General features: G+C 58.7%; 21 protein-coding genes. 3 read left to right on the top strand and 18 right to left on the bottom strand.

All coding sequences use genetic code 11. The features are described from left to right. Positions 1-131: 131 nt before the first annotated feature. From recX to ACIPY9_RS02535, 3 genes are all read right to left on the bottom strand, one after another. A complete protein-coding gene (gene recX, locus ACIPY9_RS02545) occupies positions 132-599 on the bottom strand; it encodes a recombination regulator RecX (RefSeq protein ID WP_400696745.1) in 468 nt (155 codons plus the stop codon). Positions 600-607: 8 nt separating this feature from the next. After that, the gene (gene recA, locus ACIPY9_RS02540) at positions 608-1,672 is read right to left on the bottom strand and encodes a recombinase RecA (protein ID WP_400696743.1); all 1,065 of its coding nucleotides are present in this window, start codon (positions 1,670-1,672) and stop codon (positions 608-610) included. 94 nt (positions 1,673-1,766) lie between these two features. After that, positions 1,767-2,267, bottom strand: a complete 501-nt coding sequence (locus tag ACIPY9_RS02535) for a CinA family protein (RefSeq protein ID WP_400696741.1) — start codon at positions 2,265-2,267, stop codon at positions 1,767-1,769. A 484-nt stretch (positions 2,268-2,751) separates the two neighbouring features. Between ACIPY9_RS02535 and mutS the strand changes: the two genes are divergently transcribed. Both mutS and fdxA read left to right on the top strand, forming a co-directional pair. Continuing rightward, positions 2,752-5,319: a DNA mismatch repair protein MutS gene (mutS, locus tag ACIPY9_RS02530; protein ID WP_400696846.1), complete on the top strand. Its 2,568-nt coding sequence runs from the start codon at positions 2,752-2,754 to the stop codon at positions 5,317-5,319. A 248-nt stretch (positions 5,320-5,567) separates the two neighbouring features. Continuing rightward, positions 5,568-5,891, top strand: a complete 324-nt coding sequence (gene fdxA / locus ACIPY9_RS02525; protein WP_400696739.1) for a ferredoxin FdxA — start codon at positions 5,568-5,570, stop codon at positions 5,889-5,891. 529 nt (positions 5,892-6,420) lie between these two features. On the opposite strand, the gene rpoS is transcribed toward fdxA, so the two are convergent. The 8 genes from rpoS to ACIPY9_RS02485 all read right to left on the bottom strand — a co-directional run bounded on the left by rpoS (position 6,421) and on the right by ACIPY9_RS02485 (position 13,686). Beyond that, positions 6,421-7,431 carry an RNA polymerase sigma factor RpoS gene (rpoS, locus tag ACIPY9_RS02520; RefSeq protein ID WP_400696737.1) on the bottom strand — a complete coding sequence of 337 codons (1,011 nt, stop codon included), beginning with the start codon at positions 7,429-7,431 and terminating at the stop codon, positions 6,421-6,423. A gap of 101 nt (positions 7,432-7,532) precedes the next feature. Further along, positions 7,533-8,411 (bottom strand): peptidoglycan DD-metalloendopeptidase family protein, encoded by an 879-nt coding sequence (locus tag ACIPY9_RS02515; RefSeq protein ID WP_400696735.1) that lies wholly within the window; start codon positions 8,409-8,411, stop codon positions 7,533-7,535. A 199-nt stretch (positions 8,412-8,610) separates the two neighbouring features. Continuing rightward, complete coding sequence (locus ACIPY9_RS02510) at positions 8,611-9,246, bottom strand: protein-L-isoaspartate(D-aspartate) O-methyltransferase (protein ID WP_176767549.1); 636 nt, start codon at positions 9,244-9,246, stop codon at positions 8,611-8,613. Between the two features lie 41 nt (positions 9,247-9,287). Next, positions 9,288-10,037, bottom strand: coding sequence for a 5'/3'-nucleotidase SurE (gene surE / locus ACIPY9_RS02505; RefSeq protein ID WP_400696734.1), 750 nt, complete (start codon positions 10,035-10,037; stop codon positions 9,288-9,290). Beyond that, positions 10,025-11,083: a tRNA pseudouridine(13) synthase TruD gene (truD, locus tag ACIPY9_RS02500; protein WP_400696732.1), complete on the bottom strand. Its 1,059-nt coding sequence runs from the start codon at positions 11,081-11,083 to the stop codon at positions 10,025-10,027. Before truD ends, surE begins: the two co-directional genes overlap by 13 nt. Next, a complete protein-coding gene (ispF, locus tag ACIPY9_RS02495) occupies positions 11,080-11,553 on the bottom strand; it encodes a 2-C-methyl-D-erythritol 2,4-cyclodiphosphate synthase (protein ID WP_122318738.1) in 474 nt (157 codons plus the stop codon). The genes truD and ispF overlap by 4 nt, the downstream gene beginning before the upstream one ends. A gap of 70 nt (positions 11,554-11,623) precedes the next feature. Next, positions 11,624-12,466: an S-formylglutathione hydrolase gene (fghA, locus tag ACIPY9_RS02490; RefSeq protein ID WP_400696730.1), complete on the bottom strand. Its 843-nt coding sequence runs from the start codon at positions 12,464-12,466 to the stop codon at positions 11,624-11,626. 107 nt (positions 12,467-12,573) lie between these two features. Then, the gene (locus ACIPY9_RS02485; protein ID WP_400696728.1) at positions 12,574-13,686 is read right to left on the bottom strand and encodes an S-(hydroxymethyl)glutathione dehydrogenase/class III alcohol dehydrogenase; all 1,113 of its coding nucleotides are present in this window, start codon (positions 13,684-13,686) and stop codon (positions 12,574-12,576) included. A 104-nt stretch (positions 13,687-13,790) separates the two neighbouring features. Between ACIPY9_RS02485 and ACIPY9_RS02480 the strand changes: the two genes are divergently transcribed. After that, positions 13,791-14,687 carry a LysR substrate-binding domain-containing protein gene (locus ACIPY9_RS02480; RefSeq protein ID WP_400696726.1) on the top strand — a complete coding sequence of 299 codons (897 nt, stop codon included), beginning with the start codon at positions 13,791-13,793 and terminating at the stop codon, positions 14,685-14,687. On the opposite strand, the gene ispD is transcribed toward ACIPY9_RS02480, so the two are convergent. The 7 genes from ispD to ACIPY9_RS02445 form a co-directional block, all read right to left on the bottom strand. Beyond that, positions 14,684-15,391, bottom strand: coding sequence for a 2-C-methyl-D-erythritol 4-phosphate cytidylyltransferase (gene ispD / locus ACIPY9_RS02475; protein WP_400696724.1), 708 nt, complete (start codon positions 15,389-15,391; stop codon positions 14,684-14,686). The genes ACIPY9_RS02480 and ispD overlap by 4 nt on opposite strands. Before the next feature lie 10 nt (positions 15,392-15,401). Further along, entirely contained in the window at positions 15,402-15,680 is a 279-nt protein-coding gene (ftsB, locus tag ACIPY9_RS02470; RefSeq protein ID WP_400696723.1) for a cell division protein FtsB, read from the bottom strand. 189 nt (positions 15,681-15,869) lie between these two features. Further along, entirely contained in the window at positions 15,870-17,159 is a 1,290-nt protein-coding gene (eno, locus tag ACIPY9_RS02465) for a phosphopyruvate hydratase (protein ID WP_400696722.1), read from the bottom strand. Between the two features lie 141 nt (positions 17,160-17,300). Next, positions 17,301-18,146, bottom strand: a complete 846-nt coding sequence (gene kdsA, locus ACIPY9_RS02460) for a 3-deoxy-8-phosphooctulonate synthase (RefSeq protein ID WP_400696720.1) — start codon at positions 18,144-18,146, stop codon at positions 17,301-17,303. A gap of 14 nt (positions 18,147-18,160) precedes the next feature. Next, positions 18,161-19,792: a CTP synthase gene (locus tag ACIPY9_RS02455; protein WP_400696719.1), complete on the bottom strand. Its 1,632-nt coding sequence runs from the start codon at positions 19,790-19,792 to the stop codon at positions 18,161-18,163. A gap of 264 nt (positions 19,793-20,056) precedes the next feature. Beyond that, positions 20,057-21,379 (bottom strand): tRNA lysidine(34) synthetase TilS, encoded by a 1,323-nt coding sequence (gene tilS, locus ACIPY9_RS02450; RefSeq protein WP_400696717.1) that lies wholly within the window; start codon positions 21,377-21,379, stop codon positions 20,057-20,059. Positions 21,380-21,479: 100 nt separating this feature from the next. After that, entirely contained in the window at positions 21,480-22,427 is a 948-nt protein-coding gene (locus ACIPY9_RS02445; protein ID WP_400696715.1) for an acetyl-CoA carboxylase carboxyltransferase subunit alpha, read from the bottom strand. Positions 22,428-22,448: the final 21 nt, after the last annotated feature.

Below are 22,448 nucleotides of genomic sequence, written 5' to 3'. Positions count from 1 at the left end.
GAAAGCAGCCCGTCAAGGCAAGAAAAACCCTGTGACAGACTTCAAGGCAAGAGTTGGAGTGTGCCATAACGGCTGGCATTTGGCGCTATCAAGGCGACCGGGAACGCCATTGAATGATCAGGACGGGTCGCTCAATCGTCTACGCCACGACCGCTCAACAAACGACCGATCATGTCCAGTGGATACCCTCGATAGCTCAGGAAACGGCCCTGTTGGGCACGCTCACGTGCATCGGCAGGCAGTCTGCCGGCAAACTTGCGCTGCCAGACTTCTTCCAGGCGGGCTTGCCAATCGACATCGCACTCCCGGAGTGCTTCCTCGATATCACCTCTTTGCAAACCACGCTGGCCCAGCTCTTCACGAATACGTAAAGGACCGTAGCCTGAACGCGCTCGAGAAGAGACAAAGCTTTCAAGGTATCGGGATTCGGAAAGCAGCCCTTCTTCGACCAGACGATCAAGGGCGGATTCGATCAGTTCGGGGGAGGCGCCGCGCTGACGCAGCTTACGCGTCAGCTCGACTCGACCATGCTCGCGTCGCGCGAGCAGGTCCATTGCAGTTCGCCGTACGGCGACAGGGGTATCGAGCACGGCAGACATGGGGGCTATCAGATATCTGCGTCAACTTCAGCCATGTCATCGGCATCGGCTGGCTCACGGGAACCGGCAGCCTTAGTGTCGCCACCGGCGGCCAACAGCTTGTCGCGAATCTGCTTCTCGAGCGCTGCGCCGATTTCCGGATTATCTGCCAGGAACTTGGCCGAGTTGGCTTTACCCTGACCGATCTTGCTGCCCTGATAGCTGTACCAGGCACCGGACTTCTCGACAAAACCGTGCAGCACAGCGAGGTCGATGATTTCACCGTTGAGGTAGATACCCTTGCCGTAAAGAATCTGGAACTCGGCCTGACGGAACGGCGGAGCCACCTTGTTCTTCACGATCTTGACGCGGGTTTCGCTGCCCACCACTTCGTCGCCTTCCTTCACCGCGCCGGTACGGCGGATGTCCAGACGCACCGAGGCGTAGAACTTCAGAGCGTTACCACCAGTCGTGGTTTCAGGGCTGCCGAACATCACACCGATCTTCATGCGGATCTGGTTGATGAAGATGACGAGGCAGTTGGCGTTCTTGATGTTACCGGTGATCTTGCGCAGCGCCTGGGACATCAGGCGAGCCTGCAGGCCCACGTGCATGTCACCCATCTCGCCTTCGATCTCGGCCTTGGGCACCAGGGCCGCCACGGAGTCGACGACGATGACGTCGATGGCATTGGAACGCACCAGCATGTCGGTGATTTCCAGCGCCTGCTCACCGGTATCCGGCTGCGAGACCAGCAGGTCGTCGACATTGACGCCCAGCTTGCCGGCGTACTCAGGATCCAGCGCATGCTCGGCATCGACGAACGCACAGGTTGCACCCATTTTCTGAGCCTGGGCGATGACCGACAGTGTCAGCGTCGTTTTACCGGAAGACTCCGGGCCGTAGATTTCAACGATCCGGCCCTTTGGCAGACCGCCGATACCCAGTGCGATGTCCAGGCCCAGCGAACCGGTGGAGATGGAAGGAATAGCCTGGCGATCATGGTCGCCCATGCGCATGACGGCGCCTTTACCGAATTGACGCTCGATCTGACCCAAGGCCGCAGCCAAGGCTTTTTTCTTGTTGTCGTCCATTGAAGTCCTCACGTAATCAAATTCAATTTGGGGCCTGGCTGGCCACAACACCTGTATAAGTAGACAGTATTATTCCACAGGGATGAGCGCTCGCCTACCCCTGTTTTGGCATTTCTCCGTCGGCAAGCCGTATCAGCCCCTCTAATGCGGCCTTCACCGTTTGTCGGCGCACCTCGTCGCGATCGCCGTCGAATTGCCGACGCTGCGCAATGAGCTGCTCGTCCGCCCCCCAGCACAGCCATACCGTACCCACCGGCTTTTCGGGCGAACCACCGCCCGGCCCGGCCACACCGCTGACCGCCACGGCGAAGCGAGCACCACTTTTGTTCCGGGCACCACGAACCATGGCCTCCACGACAGGCTGGCTGACGGCACCGACCGTCGCGAACAACTCGGCCGGCACATCGAGTTGCCGGGTCTTCTGATCATTGGAATAGGTCACATAGCCGGCTTCGAACCAGGCAGAGCTGCCGCCGATGCGGGTAATCGCCTCAGCAATCCCACCACCGGTGCAGGACTCGGCGGTGCTGACCTGAGCATCGATGGCTTGCAGGCACCTGCCGAGCGAAGCGGCAAGCCGGGTAATTTCATCCACGGTCTTTTCCTGTCGAACTGTAAAAAGGCTACAGAAGCATCAAAGCGGCCGCCTGGGCAACCGCTCGCCAAAAGGCAACTATGACTCTTTTTTCTTCGGACAGGGTTTTCTGATCGTCTCAATGGTTGTCTCTTTGGGGCGACGCCTGGCTTCTTCCACAGGAATGAAGCGTCCGCTGCCCGAATCCCTTGCTCGTTTGTTTGCCATATAAAAGTCCTTTTTTATAGCCACCGCCCGTGATTGAGCGGCAACGCTGGAAGTCTATATGGCAAATTCCCGCTCAGGCCCTTCTGGAAATCTTCGCTCATGAAACAGTCAATGGCAGCCATGCCTGCGTTGTCGGGGATGCCCGTGTTAACCTTGCGCCCATCGCAAAAACACGGCGCCCGCCCTCACACCACGAGGGCGAAAGGCCATATGCCGAATCTTGCCCACTCTTTCCACGAATTCAACGAACTTGCCCAGCCGACTGATGAATAAAGCAATTTCCGATCTCTCCTCGCACACCCCGATGATGCAGCAATACTGGAAGCTGAAGAACCAGCACCTCGACCAGTTGATGTTCTATCGCATGGGCGACTTCTATGAAATCTTCTACGAGGACGCCAAGAAAGCCGCCAAGCTGCTGGATATCACCCTGACAGCACGCGGTCAGTCGGCAGGGCAAAGCATTCCCATGTGCGGCATTCCCTACCACGCCGCCGAAGGGTATCTGGCCAAGCTGGTCAAGCTGGGGGAATCCGTCGTGATCTGCGAACAGATCGGCGACCCGGCCACCAGTAAAGGGCCTGTCGAACGTCAGGTCGTGCGCATCATCACCCCGGGCACCATCAGCGACGAAGCCTTGCTCGATGAGCGTCGGGACAACCTGATCGCGGCCGTTCTGGGCGACGAACGGTTGTTTGGCCTTGCGGTGCTGGACATCACCAGCGGCAACTTCAGCGTGCTCGAGATCAAGGGCTGGGAAAACCTGCTGGCCGAGCTTGAGCGCATCAACCCTGTGGAACTGCTGATTCCCGATGACTGGCCACAGGGTCTGCCGGCCGAGAAGCGCCGTGGTTCTCGCCGCCGTGCGCCCTGGGATTTCGAGCGTGACTCTGCGCATAAGAGCCTGTGCCAGCAGTTCGCGACCCAGGACCTCAAGGGCTTTGGCTGTGAAAACCTGACACTGGCCATCGGTGCCGCAGGCTGCCTGCTGGGCTACGCCAAGGAAACCCAGCGTACAGCGTTGCCGCACTTGCGCAGCCTGCGTCATGAACGTCTCGACGACACCGTGGTGCTGGACGGCGCAAGCCGCCGCAACCTGGAACTGGACACCAACCTGGCCGGCGGTCGCGACAACACCCTGCAATCGGTCATGGACCGTTGCCAGACTGCCATGGGGACACGCCTGCTGACCCGCTGGCTCAATCGCCCCCTGCGTGATCTGACGATCCTGCAAGCCCGTCAGACTTCCATCGGATGCTTTCTGGAACGCTACCGCTTCGAGAACCTGCAGCCACAGCTCAAGGAAATCGGCGACATCGAGCGCATCCTGGCGCGGATCGGCTTGCGCAATGCCCGCCCACGCGACCTTGCACGCCTGCGTGACGCGCTGAGCGCCCTGCCGGAGCTGCAACGCGCCATGGCAGATCTGGAAGCCCCTCATATTCAGCAACTGGCTCAGACCACCAGCACTTACCCTGAGCTGGCCGACCTGCTGCAAAGGGCAATCATCGATAACCCGCCTGCTGTGATTCGCGACGGCGGCGTACTGAAGACCGGTTACGATGCCGAGCTCGACGAGTTGCAGTCACTCAGTGAAAACGCCGGCCAGTTCCTCATCGATCTGGAAGCCCGCGAAAAGGCCCGTACCGGACTGGCCAACCTGAAAGTCGGTTACAACCGTGTTCACGGCTATTTCATCGAGCTGCCCAGCAAACAGGCCGAACAGGCACCTGCCGACTACATCCGTCGCCAGACCCTCAAGGGGGCCGAGCGCTTCATTACGCCCGAGCTCAAAGAGTTCGAGGACAAGGCGCTGTCAGCCAAGAGCCGCGCCCTGGCCCGGGAAAAGATGCTCTACGAAGCCTTGCTCGAAGACCTGATTGGTCATCTGGCACCGCTGCAGGACACCGCTGCCGCTCTGGCCGAACTGGACGTCCTGAGCAACCTGGCCGAACGGGCATTGAATCTGGACCTGAACTGCCCACGCTTCGTCAGCGAACCGTGCATGCGCATCGATCAGGGCCGCCACCCCGTGGTCGAGCAGGTTCTCTCGACGCCCTTCGTGGCCAACGACCTGTCGCTGGATGACAGCACCCGCATGCTGGTCATTACCGGCCCGAACATGGGCGGTAAATCGACCTATATGCGCCAGACAGCGTTGATCGTGTTGCTGGCCCATATTGGCAGCTTCGTGCCGGCTGCCAGTTGCGAGCTTTCTCTGGTCGACAGGATCTTCACCCGTATCGGTTCCAGCGACGATCTGGCGGGCGGACGCTCGACCTTCATGGTGGAAATGAGCGAAACCGCGAACATCCTGCACAACGCCACCGATCGCAGCCTCGTGCTGATGGACGAAGTCGGACGCGGCACCAGTACATTCGATGGCCTGTCGCTGGCCTGGGCTGCGGCAGAATGCCTCGCCCAGTTGCGCGCCTATACCTTGTTCGCCACGCACTATTTCGAGCTGACGGTATTGCCCGAGAGCGAACCGCTGGTCACCAACGTGCACCTGAACGCCACCGAGCACAATGAGCGAATCGTGTTCCTGCACCGGGTCCTTCCCGGCCCGGCAAGCCAGAGCTATGGACTGGCGGTTGCCCAGCTGGCGGGGGTTCCAGGCAAAGTGATCACTCGCGCCAAGGAGCATCTGCTGCGCCTGGAAACCACCAGCCTGCCCCATGAGCAACCTCGTCCCAAGCCAGGAAAACCGGCTGCGCCCATGCAGAGCGACCTGTTTGCAAGCCTGCCTCACCCGGTACTTGAAGAGCTGTCGAAGGCAAAAATCGACGATATGACCCCTCGACAGGCTCTGGAATTGTTGTACTCATTGCAAACTCGGATCTGACGCGAAGCGCTACAAGCTGTTAGAATCCCGCGCGGTTTGGGATGCTCTCAGCTTTTAGCCTGGTTGGGCAGCTAGTCGAGCCGCGTGAAAACGCAGCGAACCAAGGGTCGGGCTGCAGAGACACACCGTAAGGTTGCCTCGGGAACGCCCACCACAAGCACGTGTTTTCATAAGGCCGGGAAACTCCCCGAATCTGGCAACCCTGTCTGGAAGGGCTCTGCTGCAGCCGCCTGAGGAGAAAATTAGAAATGACCTTCGTCGTCACCGACAACTGCATCAAGTGCAAGTACACCGACTGCGTAGAAGTCTGTCCGGTGGACTGCTTCTACGAAGGGCCGAACTTCCTGGTGATTCACCCGGATGAGTGCATCGATTGCGCACTGTGTGAGCCTGAATGCCCTGCGCAAGCCATCTTCTCCGAAGATGAGGTTCCCAGCGGCATGGAAAACTTTATCGAGCTTAACGCCGAACTCGCCGAAATATGGCCCAGCATCACTGAAAGAAAAGATGCCCTGCCCGACGCAGAAGAATGGGACGGCAAGACAGGCAAGATCGCAGATCTGGAACGCTGAGTTCCCGGATCGTCAAAAAGGCCCTACCGGGCCTTTTTTGTGCCTGCAAGACCCGTTTCGACAGGCAAAAAAAAGGGGCGGTATGACCCGCCCACATTTTTTCCCTAATCCCTTTGATCCCTTTCATCATCCTGATGAATCGCTTCTTGCGATGTCCCTGACGGTCTTCCTTGACTGCCTGTGCCTGTCCGTTTGCACAGTTTTGATATTAGTGATTTTCAGGCCGGGGGCAACTCCCGAGAATGCAGCCGGATATTTCTTACCTGGCCGGGTGAAAAATAAAACTTCCCTTAATTCAATCAATTAAAACCTGGCCAATACGAAAAAATCTTTTATCCCGCTCATCAAGCCTTCGATCACTTACGAAACAGGTAAGTAAAGGCTTACGCATCGCGCGCATGTTTCTGCGAAAACCATTGCTTCCCTTTCGCCCGAAAGCTTCGGACAAGGTTTATAGGATAAGGATCATGTAAAAGGCCGATGTAAACATTTGCTGTTTACATCGGCCTTTATCACGCAGGGGAGGTTTTTATTGGAAAAGGGACTCGCTCGAAAGACCATTCTTTTCGAGGATTTCACGCAGACGCTTCAGACCTTCAACCTGTATCTGCCGGACACGCTCACGGGTAAGGCCAATTTCAAGCCCTACATCCTCAAGCGTACTGCTTTCATGCCCACGCAGGCCGAAGCGGCGAATCACCACCTCACGCTGCTTGTCAGTCAGCTCCGACAGCCACTGGTCGATACTCTGGGAAAGATCATCATCCTGCAGAAGCTCGCAAGGATCCGTGGGACGATCATCCGTCAGGGTATCAAGCAGAGTCTTGTCCGAATCAGGCCCCAGAGAGACATCCACGGAAGACACACGTTCGTTGAGCCCGAGCATGCGCTTGACCTCCCCGACCGGTTTTTCCAGCAGGCTGGCAATCTCTTCGGGAGACGGTTCGTGATCGAGCTTTTGCGTCAGTTCGCGAGCGGCACGCAGGTAGACGTTCAACTCCTTGACGACATGAATCGGCAACCGGATGGTCCGGGTCTGATTCATGATGGCCCGCTCGATGGTCTGACGAATCCACCATGTCGCGTAGGTCGAGAAACGAAAACCACGTTCCGGATCGAACTTTTCGACAGCCCGGATCAACCCCAGATTGCCCTCTTCGATCAAGTCAAGCAATGACAACCCACGATTGACATAGCGCCTGGCAATTTTGACCACCAGCCGCAGATTGCTTTCAATCATGCGCTTGCGTCCAGCCGGATCGCCACTTTGCGACAATCTCGCAAAATGGACCTCCTCTTCCGGGGACAGCAGGGGAGAGAACCCTATTTCATTGAGATACAACTGGGTAGCATCAAGCGCCCGGGTGTAATCAATATATTTGTGCTGTTTGAGCGATGAGGCGTGCTTGGCCTTGCTTCGATCCGAGGCGGCAGTAGACGGCTGCTTCTCGGTCGAGATGTCCTCCAGGACAATGCCGGTTTCCATGAGGAGCACTTCATCATCGATGTCAAACTCCGGCGCTTCGCTGCTAAGAGCCATTGTTATAGTCCTTTGGTGAGTTCGACCTCAAGCTCTGCGTCGCCATATCCCTGGCAACACTCGAGCCCATTCCCTCTGCGTCAGGAACAGGCTGACAACCGTCAACGACGTGGTAGAAATTGCAGCGGATCTACAGGTTTTCCTTGTCGGCGAATCTCAAAATGCAGCTTCACCCGGTCAGTTCCTGTTGACCCCATTTCGGCAATTGTCTGCCCGGCCTTGACCTGTTGCCCCTCCCGAACCAAAAGCCTGCGGTTGTGACCGTAGGCACTGACGTAGGTATCGCTGTGTTTGATGATGATCAATTCGCCGTAGCCCCGTAATCCACTTCCGGCGTAAACGACTGATCCATCAGACGCGGCTAAAACAGGCTGTCCCAAATCCCCAGCGATATCAATTCCTTTATTCAAACTACCGTTTGAGGAAAATTTTCCTATCAAAGTGCCATTTGCGGGCCACGCCCAGCCTGTCGGGGATTTACCTGCAGCCCCCGCAGAAGTATCCCCGGAAGGCGGTATTACCACCGGTGCAACTGCAACAGGCCGGGAAATAACCGTTGTCTTGACCGAGCCCGACGGACTCGTCCGGGTGGATGTGCTCGACGTGGCCGGAACCGGACGCACAACAGCCGACGAGGTAGCCACGGCTTCGGATGTTGAATTTGAACGCCCGTCAAAACGAATCGTCTGACCGGGTTTAATCGTGTAGGGCTCTGGAATCTGGTTACGGGCAGCCAGGGCTTTCCAGTCCCAGCCGTAACGAAATGCAATGGAAAACAGGGTATCGCCACGTCGTACGACATATTGGCCGGTGGTAACAGCCTGTCTTTGCGACTCAAGGTTACCGTTGCGATCGACGACACGAACACCACCCGAAGGAGAACTCGCGCAACCGACCAGGAGGACACTGAGTGCAATGCCAATCGCCAGACGCTGATAACTTGCCGAAGACCTGAGCTGTCGAATGACTGTGTGACTCACCCGCCACTCCCTTTACTGGTGACTGAATTCAAAAGATGCCTATTGTGCCGCAAGAACGGTGGCAACCCATGATTAACTGTATAAAGCAGTTGCCTTGTATGAATCATGTATGCGAAATGATGCCATGCTGCCATACCCCACCCTGCTCGACAGGGTGAATAGACCGACGAGCGCGGCCAGAATTCACTCGGGCTGCGTTTCAGGCCAGAGGCCCGTTGAGCAAGGGCACAAATCGCACAGCACCCAGCACATGCCGGGAAAATCCGTTTTCCTCTCGAACGATCAGCATCAACTGCTGCACTTCACCGGAACCGACCGGAATGACCAGTCGCCCACCCGGAGCCAACTGATCAAGCAAGGCTTGCGGCACGTCCGTGGCAACCGCCGTCACAATGATGCCGTTATAGGGCGCCAGGGCAGGCCACCCTTCCCAGCCGTCACCCCAGCGGAAGACCACATTGCGCAGGTTCAGCTCGACCAGACGCTCCTTGGCACGGTCCTGCAGAACCTTGATGCGCTCTACGGAGAACACTCGCTCGACGAGCTGGGCCAGCACAGCCGTCTGATAACCCGAACCCGTACCGATCTCCAGCACCTTGTCCAGCGGACCGGCCGCCAGCAGCAGTTCGCTCATGCGAGCAACCATGTAAGGCTGGGAAATGGTCTGGTTATGCCCGATCGGCAGAGCCGTGTCTTCATAGGCTCGATGTGCAAGGGCTTCATCCACGAACAGATGCCGTGGCGTCTTGCGAATGACATCCAGAACGCGGGTATTGGACAGGCCTTCTTCGTACAGGCGCTGAATCAGGCGCTCGCGGGTACGCTGCGAGGTCATCCCGATCCCGCGGCGTACCAGATCATCTTGCTCGCGTGACATCAGCGCAGCCCCTCCAGCCAGGTGTTCAGGCTACTGAAGCCGTCCTGATAGGTTCGATCCAGTTGCAACGGTGTAATCGATACGTACCCCTGCATGACCGCATGGAAATCCGTACCGGCCCCGCCGTCTTCCGCATCACCGGCAGCCGCGATCCAGTATCCGGCACGACCGCGAGGGTCGACAACCTTCACAGGCGCTGCGGCACGGGCACGATGCCCCAGGCGGGTCAACTGAATGCCGCGCACATGTTCAAGCGGCAGATTCGGGATATTGACGTTCAGCACCGTACGCGGCGGCAGGTCCAGTAGCTCATGGGCCTCGACCAGCACGCGAGCATAGTGGGCGGCCGTGGCCAGGTTGTCCGGCTGACGCGACAGAAACGAAAAGGCAAACGAAGGCCGCTGCAGAAACCGCCCTTCGAGCGCGGCGGCAACCGTGCCGGAGTACAGGACATCATCCCCGAGGTTGGCCCCCAGGTTGATGCCCGACACCACCATGTCCGGTTCCTGCTCCAGAAGCCCGTTGAGCCCCAGGTGAACGCAGTCTGTCGGCGTGCCGTTCAGGCCGATGAAACCATTGGGCAGCGTGTGCGGGTGCAACGGCCGGTCGAGCGTCAACGAGCTGCTGGCGCCGCTTTTATCTTGATCGGGAGCGATAACCACGCACTCGGCATAGTCTTCCAGCGCCGCATACAGCGCCGCGAGACCGGGTGCTGTTACCCCATCATCGTTTGAAATCAGAATACGCATGGGCTGTCCGTCTGCCCAACCGACACCAGATCAACAAGCTCACGCACCAATACAGTGGCAAAGCATCCGGGTGGAAGGACGAATTCCAGTTGCAAAATGTCAGACTCGGGATAATGCCACGTCAAACGCCCAATGGGCAGCCGCAGTATGCGACGTTCATGCTCCATTCCCGCCTTTATCAGCCATTCGCACAGCGCCGCTTCATCACGGGCAATGCCGTTTTCCAGCTCGGCGGTCGCACCGGACGCTGGCGAAGGGCCTTCGCCCCATTGAGGCCCGGTCGGGTGCAGATCGAGAATATCCAGCCGGGGATCGCTGCACTCGGCAATACCCGCCGGGAAAAAGCTGCGACTGTCGGTAAAGGCCAGCAGATCACCGACCTGCGCACATTGCCAGCTTCCGTCGGCAACACGTGCAGCCAGCACCCGGTTGAACAGATAGCTGCGTACCGTCGACAACAGCCGGGAACGCACATTGCGCTGCTCCGGCAACGCCTGACGCCCGGCGTAATCGCGAGCTTCGCCCAGGTTGCCGCCTTGATGGCCGAAACGCTGGGCACCGAAATAATTGGGAATCCCTTTACGGGCAATGGACTCCAGACGCTGATTCAAGGCGTCCTTGTCCGCATTCAACCCGGTCAGTCGCAACGTGAAGCCGTTGGCCGAATGGGCACCGCGCTGGAGTTTGCGCCTGTGGCGGCTGGTCTTGAGGATGTGCAGCGTATCGTCCTGGGCTGCCGAAAGATCCGGATCGGCCTTGCCCGGCAACTGGATGCTGAACCACTGACGCGTCAGGGCCTGGCGGTCCTTGAGCCCTGCATAGCTGACCGTCCGCAACGGAACACCGGCAGCGCGGGCCAGGCGACGGGCAGCCTCTTCGGTGTTGAGACCTCGCTTCTCGACCCAGAGCCAGAGATGTTCACCATCCCCGGACAAGGGAATGTCCAGCACTTCATCGACCTGGAAGTCTTCGGCCGTAGCCTTGAGAACAGCACTTCCCAGCGCATCGCCGTAGGCCCGCGGGCCCAGAAGGTCCAGTTCGGTCATGCGCGCAACAACAGCGCGACGGCATGCACCGCGATGCCTTCTTCACGGCCAACGAAGCCGAGTTTTTCAGTAGTAGTGGCTTTTACGTTCACTTGATCCAACTCAACCTGGAGATCAGCGGCAATCAAAGCCCGCATGGAATCGATATGGGGAGCCATCTTGGGGGCCTGAGCCACGATGGTGGCGTCGACATTGCCGACTTTCCAGCCTTTGCCCTGAACCTGCTTGAGCACATGACGCAGCAGCACGCGGCTGTCCGCCCCCTTGAACTGCGGGTCTGTGTCAGGAAAGTGTTTACCGATATCGCCCAGCGCAGCAGCGCCCAGCAAGGCATCGCTCAGCGCATGCAGCAGGACGTCACCATCGGAATGAGCCAGCAGGCCGAAACCGTGTGCAATCCGCACGCCGCCCAAGGTAATGAAATCGCCCTCAGCGAAACGGTGCACATCATAGCCATGGCCAATACGCATAGAAAAACGCCCTGAAAAAAGTCAGGGCGTGATTCTACCTGCTTTGAGGCAAGTTAGGGCCTGTCAGGCATCAGCTCAAGGCCGCTGCGTGATGGCGAAGATGATCCTCGATGAAGCTGGCAATGAAAAAGTAGCTGTGATCATAGCCAGGTTGCATCCTCAGGGTCAGCGGATGCTGTGCAGCCTTGGCCGCCTGAACCAGCGCCTCGGGCTTGAGCTGATTGACCAGAAAATCATCCCGGTCACCCTGATCCACAAGGATCGGCAACTTTTCAGAGGCTTCGGCAATCAACACGGTGGCGTCCCACTCGCGCCAGCGTGAACGGTCTTCTCCCAGATAGCGGGAGAACGCCTTCTGGCCCCACGGGCAATCCATGGGATTGCTGATGGGCGAGAACGCCGACACCGACCGGTAGCGCCCCGGGTTGCGCAAGGCACAAACCAGCGCCCCGTGACCGCCCATCGAGTGACCACTGATACCGCGAGCTGGTGAAGCAGGAAAATGCTCTTCGACCAGGGCAGGCAGTTCGTTGACCACGTAATCGTGCATCCGATAATGCTTGGCCCAGGGTTGCGCCGTGGCGTTCAGGTAAAACCCTGCCCCAAGGCCGAAGTCCCAGGCGCCGTCCGGATCATCGGGCACATCGGCACCACGCGGACTGGTATCGGGTGCAACCAGGATCAACCCCAGTTCGGCAGCGACCCGTTGGGCTGCGGCCTTCTGCATGAAGTTTTCGTCGTTGCAGGTCAGGCCGGACAACCAGTAGAGCACCGGCAGCTTGCCGCCCTGCTCTGCCTGAGGCGGCAGGTATACGGCAAACACCATGTCACAGCCCAACTCTGCAGAGTGATGCTTGTAACGTTTAAGCCAGCCGCCGAAGCTTTTCTGGCAGGAAAGATTTTCCAGGGACATGGGTTTTAGCTCCAAGCTCCAAGCTCCAAGCTCCAAGCCTCAAGCCTCAAGCCGCAAGAAAGCCGTACGCCCTCTTGCCGCTTATAGCTTGCAGCTTGTAGCTACGCTCAAAAATGAATGACAGAACGAATGCTTTTGCCTTCGTGCATCAGGTCGAATGCCTTGTTGATGTCTTCCAGACCCATGGTGTGGGTGATGAAGGTATCCAGCGGGATTTCGCCGGTTTGCGACATGTCGACATAGCTTGGCAACTCGGTACGACCACGTACCCCACCGAAAGCAGAACCACGCCAGACGCGACCGGTTACCAACTGGAACGGACGGGTAGCGATTTCCTGACCGGCACCGGCCACACCGATGATTACCGACTCACCCCAGCCCTTGTGGCAGCACTCAAGCGCTGCGCGCATCAGTTGCACATTGCCGATGCACTCGAAGGAGAAGTCCACGCCACCATCGGTCATGTCGACGATCACTTCCTGGATCGGACGATCGTAGTCTTTCGGGTTCACGCAGTCGGTTGCACCCAATTGCCTGGCGATCTCGAACTTGGCCGGGTTGATGTCGATGGCGATGATGCGCGCTGCCTTGGCCTTGACCGCACCGATGACAGCCGACAGACCAATGCCGCCCAGACCAAAGATTGCAACGGTGTCACCCGGTTTTACCTTGGCAGTATTGAGAACCGCACCGATACCGGTGGTGACGCCGCAACCCAGCAGACAGACTTTTTCCAGCGGGGCTTCTTTCTGGATCTTGGCCACCGAGATTTCTGGCAGCACTGTGTATTCGGAGAAGGTCGAGGTTCCCATGTAGTGGAAAATCGGCTGACCTTTGTAGGAAAAGCGCGCAGTCCCATCAGGCATCAGGCCTTTACCCTGAGTCGCACGAATCGACTGGCAGAGGTTGGTCTTACCCGACAGGCAGAATTTGCACTGACGACATTCCGGTGTGTACAGCGGGATGACATGGTCACCGACGGCTACCGATGTCACGCCCTCGCCGATGGCCTCGACGATGGCACCACCTTCGTGACCCAGAATCGCCGGGAAGATGCCTTCCGGATCGGCACCGGACAGGGTGTAGGCGTCCGTATGGCAGACGCCCGAAGCCACGACGCGCAGCAACACTTCACCGGCCTTGGGCATGGCGACGTCGACTTCAACGATTTCCAATGGTTTCTTGGCTTCAAAGGCCACTGCAGCACGTGACTTGATCATGGATCTTCTCCAGCGAGATAAAAACAGGCTCGCAGTGTAGTACAGTGCCTTTCGGTGAATAATCCGGGCAAAAGCAAAACATTATTGCTGTACAGGGATAATCGATGTACACAAATCGCTGGGAAGGACTGGACGAGTTCGTCGCTGTCGCTGAATGCGGGCAGTTCACCGCGGCCGCTCAACGCCTGGGCGTTTCGTCCTCGCACATCAGTCGACAGATCGTTCGTCTGGAAGAGCGCCTGCAAACCCGTCTGCTTTACCGCAGTACCCGACGCGTGGCCCTGACCGAAGCCGGCCAGACATTTCTGCATCATTGCCAGCGTCTGCAGGATGGACGCGAAGAAGCCCTGCGCGCCATTGGCGACCTCACCAGCGAACCGAAGGGGTTGCTGCGCATGACCTGCGCCGTGGCTTATGGCGAGCGCTTCATCACGCCGCTGGTCACACGCTTCATGGACCTCTACCCGCACCTGCGCGTGGATATCGAACTGAGCAACGACACACTGGATCTGGTTCATGAAGGGATGGATCTGGCCATTCGCCTGGGCCGCTTACAGGATTCGCGACTGGTCGCGACACGACTGGCACCGCGACGCATGTACCTGTGCGCCTCCCCGTCCTATCTGGAGCGTTATGGTCGGCCTCATAGCCTGTCGGAATTAAGTCGTCACAATTGCCTGATCGGAGGCAATGACACCTGGCTGCTGCGCCAGGACGGCAAGGAGTTTTCACAGCGGGTTCAGGGCAACTGGCGCTGCAACAGCGGACAGGCCGTGCTGGACGCTGCGCTACAGGGCGTCGGCCTGTGTCAGTTGCCGGATTACTACGTGCAGGAACACCTGAAAAGCGGAGCTCTGGTTTCCCTGCTTGAAGCGCATCAACCACCTAACACAGCTGTATGGGCGCTCTACCCGCAGCAGCGGCACCTGTCACCCAAGGTGCGCAAGCTGGTCGATTACTTGAAAGAGGGATTGGCGATGCGTCAGGAATACAGCGCTTAATTGCCCGCTGATCGGCGCTGACGCAACCACTCAAGGTCTTCGGGACGCGTGACCTTGATGTTGTCGGAGCGCCCTTCGATCAAACGGGGCGACTGCCCCGCCCATTCGATGGCCGAAGCTTCATCGGTAATATTCACATTCGATACCAGACTGTCAGCCAGTGCCCGGTGCAAGGCACCCAGCCGGAACATTTGCGGCGTATAGGCTTGCCAGATCAGGCTGCGGTCCACTGTTTCAGTGACCCGGCCATTGCTGTCGGCACGCTTGAGCGTATCCCGGGCAGGCACGGCCAGCAGGCCACCCACGGGATCATTCGCCAGTTCACCCAACAGGTTATCCAGATCGCTGCGCGCCAGATTAGGTCGCGCCGCATCGTGGACCAGCACCCAGTCGTCATCGCTGGCACCTTGCGCATGCAGATGCAACAAGGCATTGAGCACGGAGTCCGAACGCTCCTTGCCGCCATTCACACGCTGGATTCGGGAATCCTGGGCGCAGGGCAAGGTTGGCCAGTAGGGATCATCCACAGCCAGACTGATCACCATGCCCTTGAGCCGGGGGTGATCGAGAAAGCAGAGCAGGCTGTGTTCAAGAATAGTGAGGCCGCCCAGTTGCAGGTATTGCTTGGGACGGTCTGCTGCCATGCGAGCACCGATGCCCGCGGCAGGAATCACTGCCCAGAAGGCAGGAAGGGAGTCGTTCATTGCACCAACGTCATTGCGCCAACTGATAGAGGGTTTCGCCATCCTTGACCATGCCAAGCTCATGGCGGGCACGTTCTTCTACGGTTTCAAGGCCCTTTTTCAGTTCCATGACCTCAGCGTCCAGAACACGATTGCGCTCAAGCAGGCTTTCGTTTTCGGCGTGCTGTTCTGCAATCTGTTCGGTCAGACTGGCCACTTGCGCCAGGCTTCCATTACCCACCCACAAGCGATACTGAAGACCGCCGAGCAGCAGGATCAGGATCAGGAACAACCAGTTAGGACTGCGCATGAAATATCAGGTACCCAGTAAAAAAGACTGCAGAGCCAACAATATGAACAATCGACTGAGGGCATTGAGCCTGACATAAGCCAGGCTCAATCACTCCCGATTACAGCGGAGCGTCCGCATCAGGGCTGCAGGATATGTCGGCAAGGCCGGTTTTTTCTACAGCACCCGATGTCTTTTACCATCTACGACTCAGCCGCGAAACTCTGCACGGCCACGGTATACGGCCTTGGCACCCAGTTGCTCTTCGATACGCAGCAATTGGTTGTACTTGGAAACGCGGTCGGAGCGGCACAGCGAACCCGTCTTGATCTGACCGGCCGAGGTACCGACTGCCAGATCGGCAATGGTCGAATCTTCGGTTTCACCGGAGCGGTGGGAGATCACGGCGGTGTAACCGGCAGCCTTGGCCATCTGGATGGCTTCCAGCGTCTCGGTCAGGGAGCCGATCTGGTTGAACTTGATCAGGATCGAGTTGGCGATCTTCTTGTCGATGCCTTCTTTCAGGATCTTGGTGTTGGTCACGAACAGGTCGTCACCGACCAGTTGCACCTTCTCGCCGATCTTGTCGGTGAGGACCTTCCAGCCAGCCCAGTCGGACTCGTCCAGACCGTCTTCGATCGAAATGATCGGGTAGCGCTGGGTCAGACCGGCCAGGTAATCGGCAAAACCGGCAGCGTCGAAGGAATGACCTTCGCCGGACAGGTTGTATTTACCGTCTTCGTAGAACTCGCTGGCTGCGCAGTCCAGAGCCAGGGTCACGTCGGTGCCCAGCTTGTAACCGGCATTGGCCACGGCTTCGGCGATGGCGCCCAGAGCGTCTTCGTTGGAAGCCAGGTTAGGTGCGAAACCACCCTCGTCACCCACGGCAGTGTTCAGGCCGCGAGCCTTCAGAACAGCCTTGAGGTGGTGGAAAATCTCGGTGCCCATGCGCAGCGCATCGGAGAAGGTCTTGGCGCCGACCGGCTGAACCATGAACTCCTGGATATCGATGTTGTTATCGGCATGCTCGCCACCGTTGATGATGTTCATCATCGGAACCGGCATCGAGTAGACGCCCGGAGTGCCATTGAGGTTGGCGATGTGTGCGTACAGCGGCAGATCCTGATCCTGCGCGGCAGCCTTGGCTGCGGCCAGGGAGACGGCCAGGATGGCGTTGGCGCCCAGGTTGGCCTTGTTCTCGGTACCGTCCAGCGCGATCATCGCCTGATCCAGTGCCTTCTGATCAACCGGATCCTTGCCCAGCAACAGGTTGCGGATAGGACCGTTGATGTTGGCTACAGCCTTGAGAACACCCTTGCCCAGGTAACGGCTCTTGTCGCCATCACGCAGCTCGAGCGCTTCGCGCGAGCCGGTAGAAGCACCGGACGGCGCACATGCTGTGCCGATGATGCCGTTATCGAGGAGCACATCTGCTTCCACGGTGGGATTGCCACGGGAGTCGAGAACTTCACGACCTTTGATGTCGACGATTTTTGCCATTGTTGTAAACACTCCAAGATTGACGAAAACGACGCAGCTGGGAAAAAACGATTATCGCTGTCAGGCTAGAAACAGGGCAGGCCTGAATGAGACAGCCCCCGACGCAAGGACGGGGGACGGCACTTTACCGGAGAACCGGGCTCAAGCGGTCTCGACTGTCGGAAAACTTTTGACAAGTTCATCCAAAGCCTTGAGCTGGGCCAGGAACGGCTCCAGCTTGTCCAGACGCAAGGCACAGGGGCCATCGCATTTGGCGTTGTCTGGATCGGGGTGCGCCTCGAGGAACAGACCCGCCAGATTCTGGCTGATGCCAGCCTTGGCCAGTTCCAGGACCTGGGCACGACGACCACCGGCGGAATCGGCGCGACCACCCGGCATTTGCAGGGAATGGGTCACGTCGAAGAAGACCGGGTAGTCGAACTGCTTCATGATGCCGAAGCCGAGCATGTCCACGACCAGGTTGTTATAACCGAAGCTGGAACCGCGCTCGCACAGGATCAACTGCTCGTTACCAGCTTCTTCGCACTTGTTCAGGATGTGTTTCATTTCCTGAGGTGCAAGGAACTGGGCCTTCTTGATGTTGATCACTGCACCGGTACGGGCCATGGCAACGACAAGGTCCGTCTGGCGCGACAGGAAAGCCGGCAGCTGGATGATGTCGCAGACTTCGGCAACGACCGCCGCCTGCTCAGGCTCGTGGACATCGGTGATCAGCGGAACATTGAAGGTTTTCTTGATCTCTTCGAAGATCCGCATGCCCGCTTCCAGGCCTGGGCCACGGTAGGAGTGCATGGACGAGCGGTTGGCCTTGTCGAAGCTGGCCTTGAACACATACGGGATACCGAGCTTTTCGGTCACCCGCACATATTCTTCACAGACCTGCATGGCCATGTCCCGGGACTCGAGCACGTTCATGCCGCCGAACAAGACCATGGGCTTGTCGTTGGCAATCTCGATCGAGCCTACACGGATGATTTTCTGAGCCATGTTCTGTATCCCTGTCAGGCGTTCTTCTGATGTTGAGCCAGCGCGGCCTTGACGAAACCACTGAACAGCGGATGGCCGTCACGAGGCGTCGAGGTGAACTCAGGGTGGAACTGGCAGGCCACGAACCATGGATGATCCGGAGCCTCGACCACTTCGACCAGCGCACCGTCACCGGAGCGACCGGAAACCTTCAGGCCGGCTTCGATCAATTGCGGCAGCAGGTTGTTGTTCACTTCATAGCGATGGCGGTGACGCTCGACGATCACGTCGTTGGCATAGCAGGCGTGAACCAGGGAACCGGCCTCAAGCTGGCACTCCTGCGCACCCAGGCGCATGGTGCCGCCCAGGTCGGAACTTTCGGTACGGGTTTCCACGGCACCGGTGGCGTCTGCCCACTCGGTGATCAGACCCACGACAGCGTGAGCGCTGCCACGGTCGAACTCGGTGGAGTTGGCGTCTTTCCAGCCCAGCACGTTACGGGCGAACTCGATGACGGCCACTTGCATGCCCAGGCAGATACCCAGGTAAGGAACCTTGTTCTCGCGGGCGAACTGAACGGCAGTGATCTTGCCTTCGACACCACGCAGACCGAAACCGCCCGGAACCAGAATGGCATCCACGCCTTCGAGCAGGCTGGTGCCCTTGTTCTCGATGTCTTCGGAATCGATGTAACGCAGGTTCACCTTGGTGCGGTTGGTGATACCGGCGTGGCTCATGGCCTCGATCAACGACTTGTAGGCGTCGAGCAGTTCCATGTACTTGCCGACCATCGCGATGGTGACTTCGTGCTCCGGGTTCAGCTTGGCGTCGACGACCTTGTCCCACTCGGAGAGGTCGGCGCTGTTGCATTGCAGGCCGAAACGCTCGACGACGAAATCATCCAGGCCCTGGGCGTGCAGCATGCCCGGGATCTTGTAGATGGTATCGGCGTCTTCCAGGGAAATCACCGCACGCTCTTCAACGTTGGTGAACAGCGCGATCTTGCGACGCGAGGACACATCGACGTGGTGGTCGGAGCGGCAGATCAGGACGTCAGGCTGCAGGCCGATGGAGCGCAGCTCCTTGACCGAGTGCTGAGTCGGTTTGGTCTTGGTCTCGCCAGCAGTGGCGATGTACGGAACCAGCGTCAGGTGCATCAGCATGGCGCGCTTGGCACCGATCTCGACGCGCAGCTGGCGGATGGCTTCCAGGAACGGTTGCGACTCGATGTCACCGACCGTACCGCCGATCTCGACCAGAGCAACGTCGGCATCACCGGCACCCTTGATGATGCGGCGCTTGATTTCGTCGGTGATGTGCGGAATGACCTGAATGGTCGCGCCCAGATAATCACCACGGCGCTCTTTGCGCAGGACGTGTTCGTACACACGGCCGGTGGTGAAGTTGTTGTTCTGGGTCATGGTGGTGCGGATGAACCGCTCATAGTGACCAAGGTCCAGGTCGGTTTCGGCGCCGTCATGGGTGACGAACACTTCACCGTGCTGGAAGGGACTCATCGTGCCCGGGTCCACGTTGATGTAGGGGTCCAGCTTGAGCATGGTGACCTTAAGTCCCCTCGCCTCCAGGATGGCCGCCAATGAAGCCGAGGCAATGCCTTTCCCCAATGAAGAAACAACACCGCCCGTGACGAAGATGTAGCGCGTCATGAAAAACCCTAGAAGTCTGCGTTAAAGCGGTCAGAGCCGCCGGGGAAAGCGAAGGAAGGCCGAAGCCCCCGATTACCGACAAAATTCACGGTGCACTCCCGAAACTGCTGCGTTTGAACCGACTGGCACTAAGCCTGCCCATTGGCGCCACATTTTAAGAAATCGCCCAGTAAACACTGGTTGGTAACCGGCAACTTCAATTGATTCAAAAGAGCCAACAGAAGCTGTATCAAGAAGGGAGCGTAGTCTACCTGAAAGGGCCTTTCAGCTCAAACATTGGTCGCTCGTCGGTGCAACCCAGCTCAAGCGCCAGTTTCCATGGCACGCACCGTCCAGTCCGGCGAGGTTGGCGACCGCCAGCAATTCATTGTCACGGTAAAGCAGCGGCAATCTGCCGCGCACGAACAACGGCACATCGCGTTCATTGAGCAAGCGCTTGAGATCGCGATGCCCACGCCCCTGTAGATTCATGACTTCCCCCCCCTGGCGATAGCGCACCTGCAACGGACCGTCCGGGCTATCGCCTTCAAGCCTGAGCAGGCCATTGCCGGGCAACAGCAGAGGTGTGCCGGTGTCCAGCCAGTCCAGTGTCACATCCGGCAGTTGCAGCCAGCTCCCCGACAGCCACCACACATGCCCTCCGGCACGGTGCAATTCCCCATCGGCCAGTCGCCATAGCGGTCGCCCTCCTTCGCCCGCATGACACAAGGCCTGCCAGCCAGCCCAGTGATCGGTGTCCGGCAAGCGGGTCAACGGCGCCAGCCAATGGCGCAGTGCATTGCGTTGCCGGGCAGCAGACAGACTGGCCAGCGGCTCCAGCGCCAAAACCGGCAGACCGAGCCATGCAAAAGGTGTCACGGGACGGGCATTGGTCAGATCCTGTTCGGCCAGCTCGCTCAGCAACTGCTGCGCTTCGCCCATATGCTCGGCGGTCCGTGCCAGACTGAACGTTACCTGAGGCCAGCGAGAAGCCAGCAGAGGCAATACCTGCTGACGCAGAAAGTTGCGCGAGAACCGGTGATCGTCATTGCTGGGATCTTCGATCCAGCTCAAGCCATGCCGGTGCGCATAATGCTCCAGCTCGGTACGGGAAAACGCCAGCAACGGCCTCACCAGATGCCCGCGCCCCAACACCCGCTGTCTTGGGATGGCGGCAAGCCCACGCACCCCTGCCCCTCGCAAAAGGCGGAACAGCAATGTCTCGGCCTGATCGTCACAGTGCTGCGCGGTCAGCAACAGCTCTCCGCCCCCCAGCAATCCGGTAAAGGCTTCATAGCGAGCCTCACGGGCAGCCTGCTCGATACTGGGGGCAGCCTTTACCTGTACGGCAACGACCTGCAGGGGAACACCCAGTTTCAGGCAGACCTGTCGACAATGGTCCGGCCAGCCATCGGCAGCTTTCTGCAGACCGTGGTGGACATGAATGGCATGGAGAGGCGGCAGCTTTTCGCGAGTCGCGAGTTCTGCCAGAAGGTGCAGCAATACGGTGGAGTCTAGGCCGCCGGAGAAACCGACATGCCAGACAGGCGCGTTACGCCAGGGTGCCAAGGCCTGAAGCAGCCTGGCGGGGAGATCATGTCTGTACACAGAAGAGCCCTGCAGGAGCGGATTCATCCGCGAAAGAAGTCGTTAAACCGCCTTCGCGAATGAATTCGCTCCCACAGAGATCATCCGCTTTTACCAAGACTCAGACGCCGTAACTCATCAGGCGCTCATAACGACGCGCCAGCAGTGCATCGGTGTCCAGCTTCTTGAGCATGGCCAACTGGCTGCTCAGCTCGGCACGGATAGTGGCGGAAGCCGCTGCCGGATCACGGTGCGCACCGCCCAGAGGCTCGGAGATCACCTTGTCGACGATGCCCAGGCCCTTGAGGCGCTCGGCGGTGATGCCCATGGCTTCCGCTGCATCCGGAGCCTTTTCGGCCGTCTTCCAGAGGATCGACGCACACCCTTCCGGCGAGATAACCGCATAGGTCGAGTATTGCAACATGTTCAACTGGTCGCAGACACCAATGGCCAGTGCGCCGCCGGAGCCGCCTTCACCGATGACGGTTGCGATGATCGGCGTCTTCAGACGCGCCATGACACGCAGGTTCCAGGCAATCGCCTCGCTCTGGTTGCGCTCTTCGGCGTCGATACCCGGGTAGGCACCCGGCGTGTCGATGAAGGTCAGGATCGGCATCTTGAAACGTTCGGCCATTTCCATCAGACGGCAGGCCTTGCGGTAGCCTTCAGGACGCGGCATACCGAAGTTGCGACGAACCTTTTCACGCACTTCACGGCCTTTCTGGTGACCGATCACCATCACTGGCTGGTCGTCCAGGCGTGCAATACCGCCGACAATTGCCGCGTCATCGGAGAAATGACGGTCACCGTGCAGCTCATCGAACTCGGTGAAGATGTGCTCGATGTAGTCCAGGGTGTAAGGGCGGCGTGGGTGACGCGCCATACGGGCGATCTGCCAGCTGGTCAGGTTGCCGAAAATGCTTTCGGTGAGCGTATTGCTCTTGTCTTGCAGCCGGGAGATTTCATCGCTGATGTTCAGCGAGTTGTCGTTACCGACCAAACGCAGTTCTTCGATCTTGGCTTGCAAGTCAGCGATAGGCTGTTCGAAATCAAGAAAATTCGGGTTCATAGGCATCCGTCTTGGGTCGAC

The organism is Pseudomonas sp. NPDC089734, from assembly GCF_044748865.1.
In the GTDB taxonomy this organism is placed as follows: Bacteria; Pseudomonadota; Gammaproteobacteria; order Pseudomonadales; family Pseudomonadaceae; genus Aquipseudomonas.
This window is presented reverse-complemented; position numbering and strand designations above follow the sequence as displayed.

What these genes read in the sequence shown, in the direction of transcription:
- recX (WP_400696745.1), bottom strand. Translation starts at nt 599, where the DNA reads ATGTCTGCCGTGCTCGATACCCCTGTCGCCGTACGGCGAACTGCAATG.
- recA (WP_400696743.1), bottom strand. Translation starts at nt 1,672, where the DNA reads ATGGACGACAACAAGAAAAAAGCCTTGGCTGCGGCCTTGGGTCAGATC.
- fdxA (WP_400696739.1), top strand. Translation starts at nt 5,568, where the DNA reads ATGACCTTCGTCGTCACCGACAACTGCATCAAGTGCAAGTACACCGAC.
- rpoS (WP_400696737.1), bottom strand. Translation starts at nt 7,431, where the DNA reads ATGGCTCTTAGCAGCGAAGCGCCGGAGTTTGACATCGATGATGAAGTG.
- ACIPY9_RS02510 (WP_176767549.1), bottom strand. Translation starts at nt 9,246, where the DNA reads ATGACCTCGCAGCGTACCCGCGAGCGCCTGATTCAGCGCCTGTACGAA.
- surE (WP_400696734.1), bottom strand. Translation starts at nt 10,037, where the DNA reads ATGCGTATTCTGATTTCAAACGATGATGGGGTAACAGCACCCGGTCTC.
- truD (WP_400696732.1), bottom strand. Translation starts at nt 11,083, where the DNA reads ATGACCGAACTGGACCTTCTGGGCCCGCGGGCCTACGGCGATGCGCTG.
- ispF (WP_122318738.1), bottom strand. Translation starts at nt 11,553, where the DNA reads ATGCGTATTGGCCATGGCTATGATGTGCACCGTTTCGCTGAGGGCGAT.
- fghA (WP_400696730.1), bottom strand. Translation starts at nt 12,466, where the DNA reads ATGTCCCTGGAAAATCTTTCCTGCCAGAAAAGCTTCGGCGGCTGGCTT.
- ACIPY9_RS02485 (WP_400696728.1), bottom strand. Translation starts at nt 13,686, where the DNA reads ATGATCAAGTCACGTGCTGCAGTGGCCTTTGAAGCCAAGAAACCATTG.
- ACIPY9_RS02480 (WP_400696726.1), top strand. Translation starts at nt 13,791, where the DNA reads ATGTACACAAATCGCTGGGAAGGACTGGACGAGTTCGTCGCTGTCGCT.
- ispD (WP_400696724.1), bottom strand. Translation starts at nt 15,391, where the DNA reads ATGAACGACTCCCTTCCTGCCTTCTGGGCAGTGATTCCTGCCGCGGGC.
- ftsB (WP_400696723.1), bottom strand. Translation starts at nt 15,680, where the DNA reads ATGCGCAGTCCTAACTGGTTGTTCCTGATCCTGATCCTGCTGCTCGGC.
- eno (WP_400696722.1), bottom strand. Translation starts at nt 17,159, where the DNA reads ATGGCAAAAATCGTCGACATCAAAGGTCGTGAAGTTCTCGACTCCCGT.
- kdsA (WP_400696720.1), bottom strand. Translation starts at nt 18,146, where the DNA reads ATGGCTCAGAAAATCATCCGTGTAGGCTCGATCGAGATTGCCAACGAC.
- ACIPY9_RS02455 (WP_400696719.1), bottom strand. Translation starts at nt 19,792, where the DNA reads ATGACGCGCTACATCTTCGTCACGGGCGGTGTTGTTTCTTCATTGGGG.
- ACIPY9_RS02445 (WP_400696715.1), bottom strand. Translation starts at nt 22,427, where the DNA reads ATGAACCCGAATTTTCTTGATTTCGAACAGCCTATCGCTGACTTGCAA.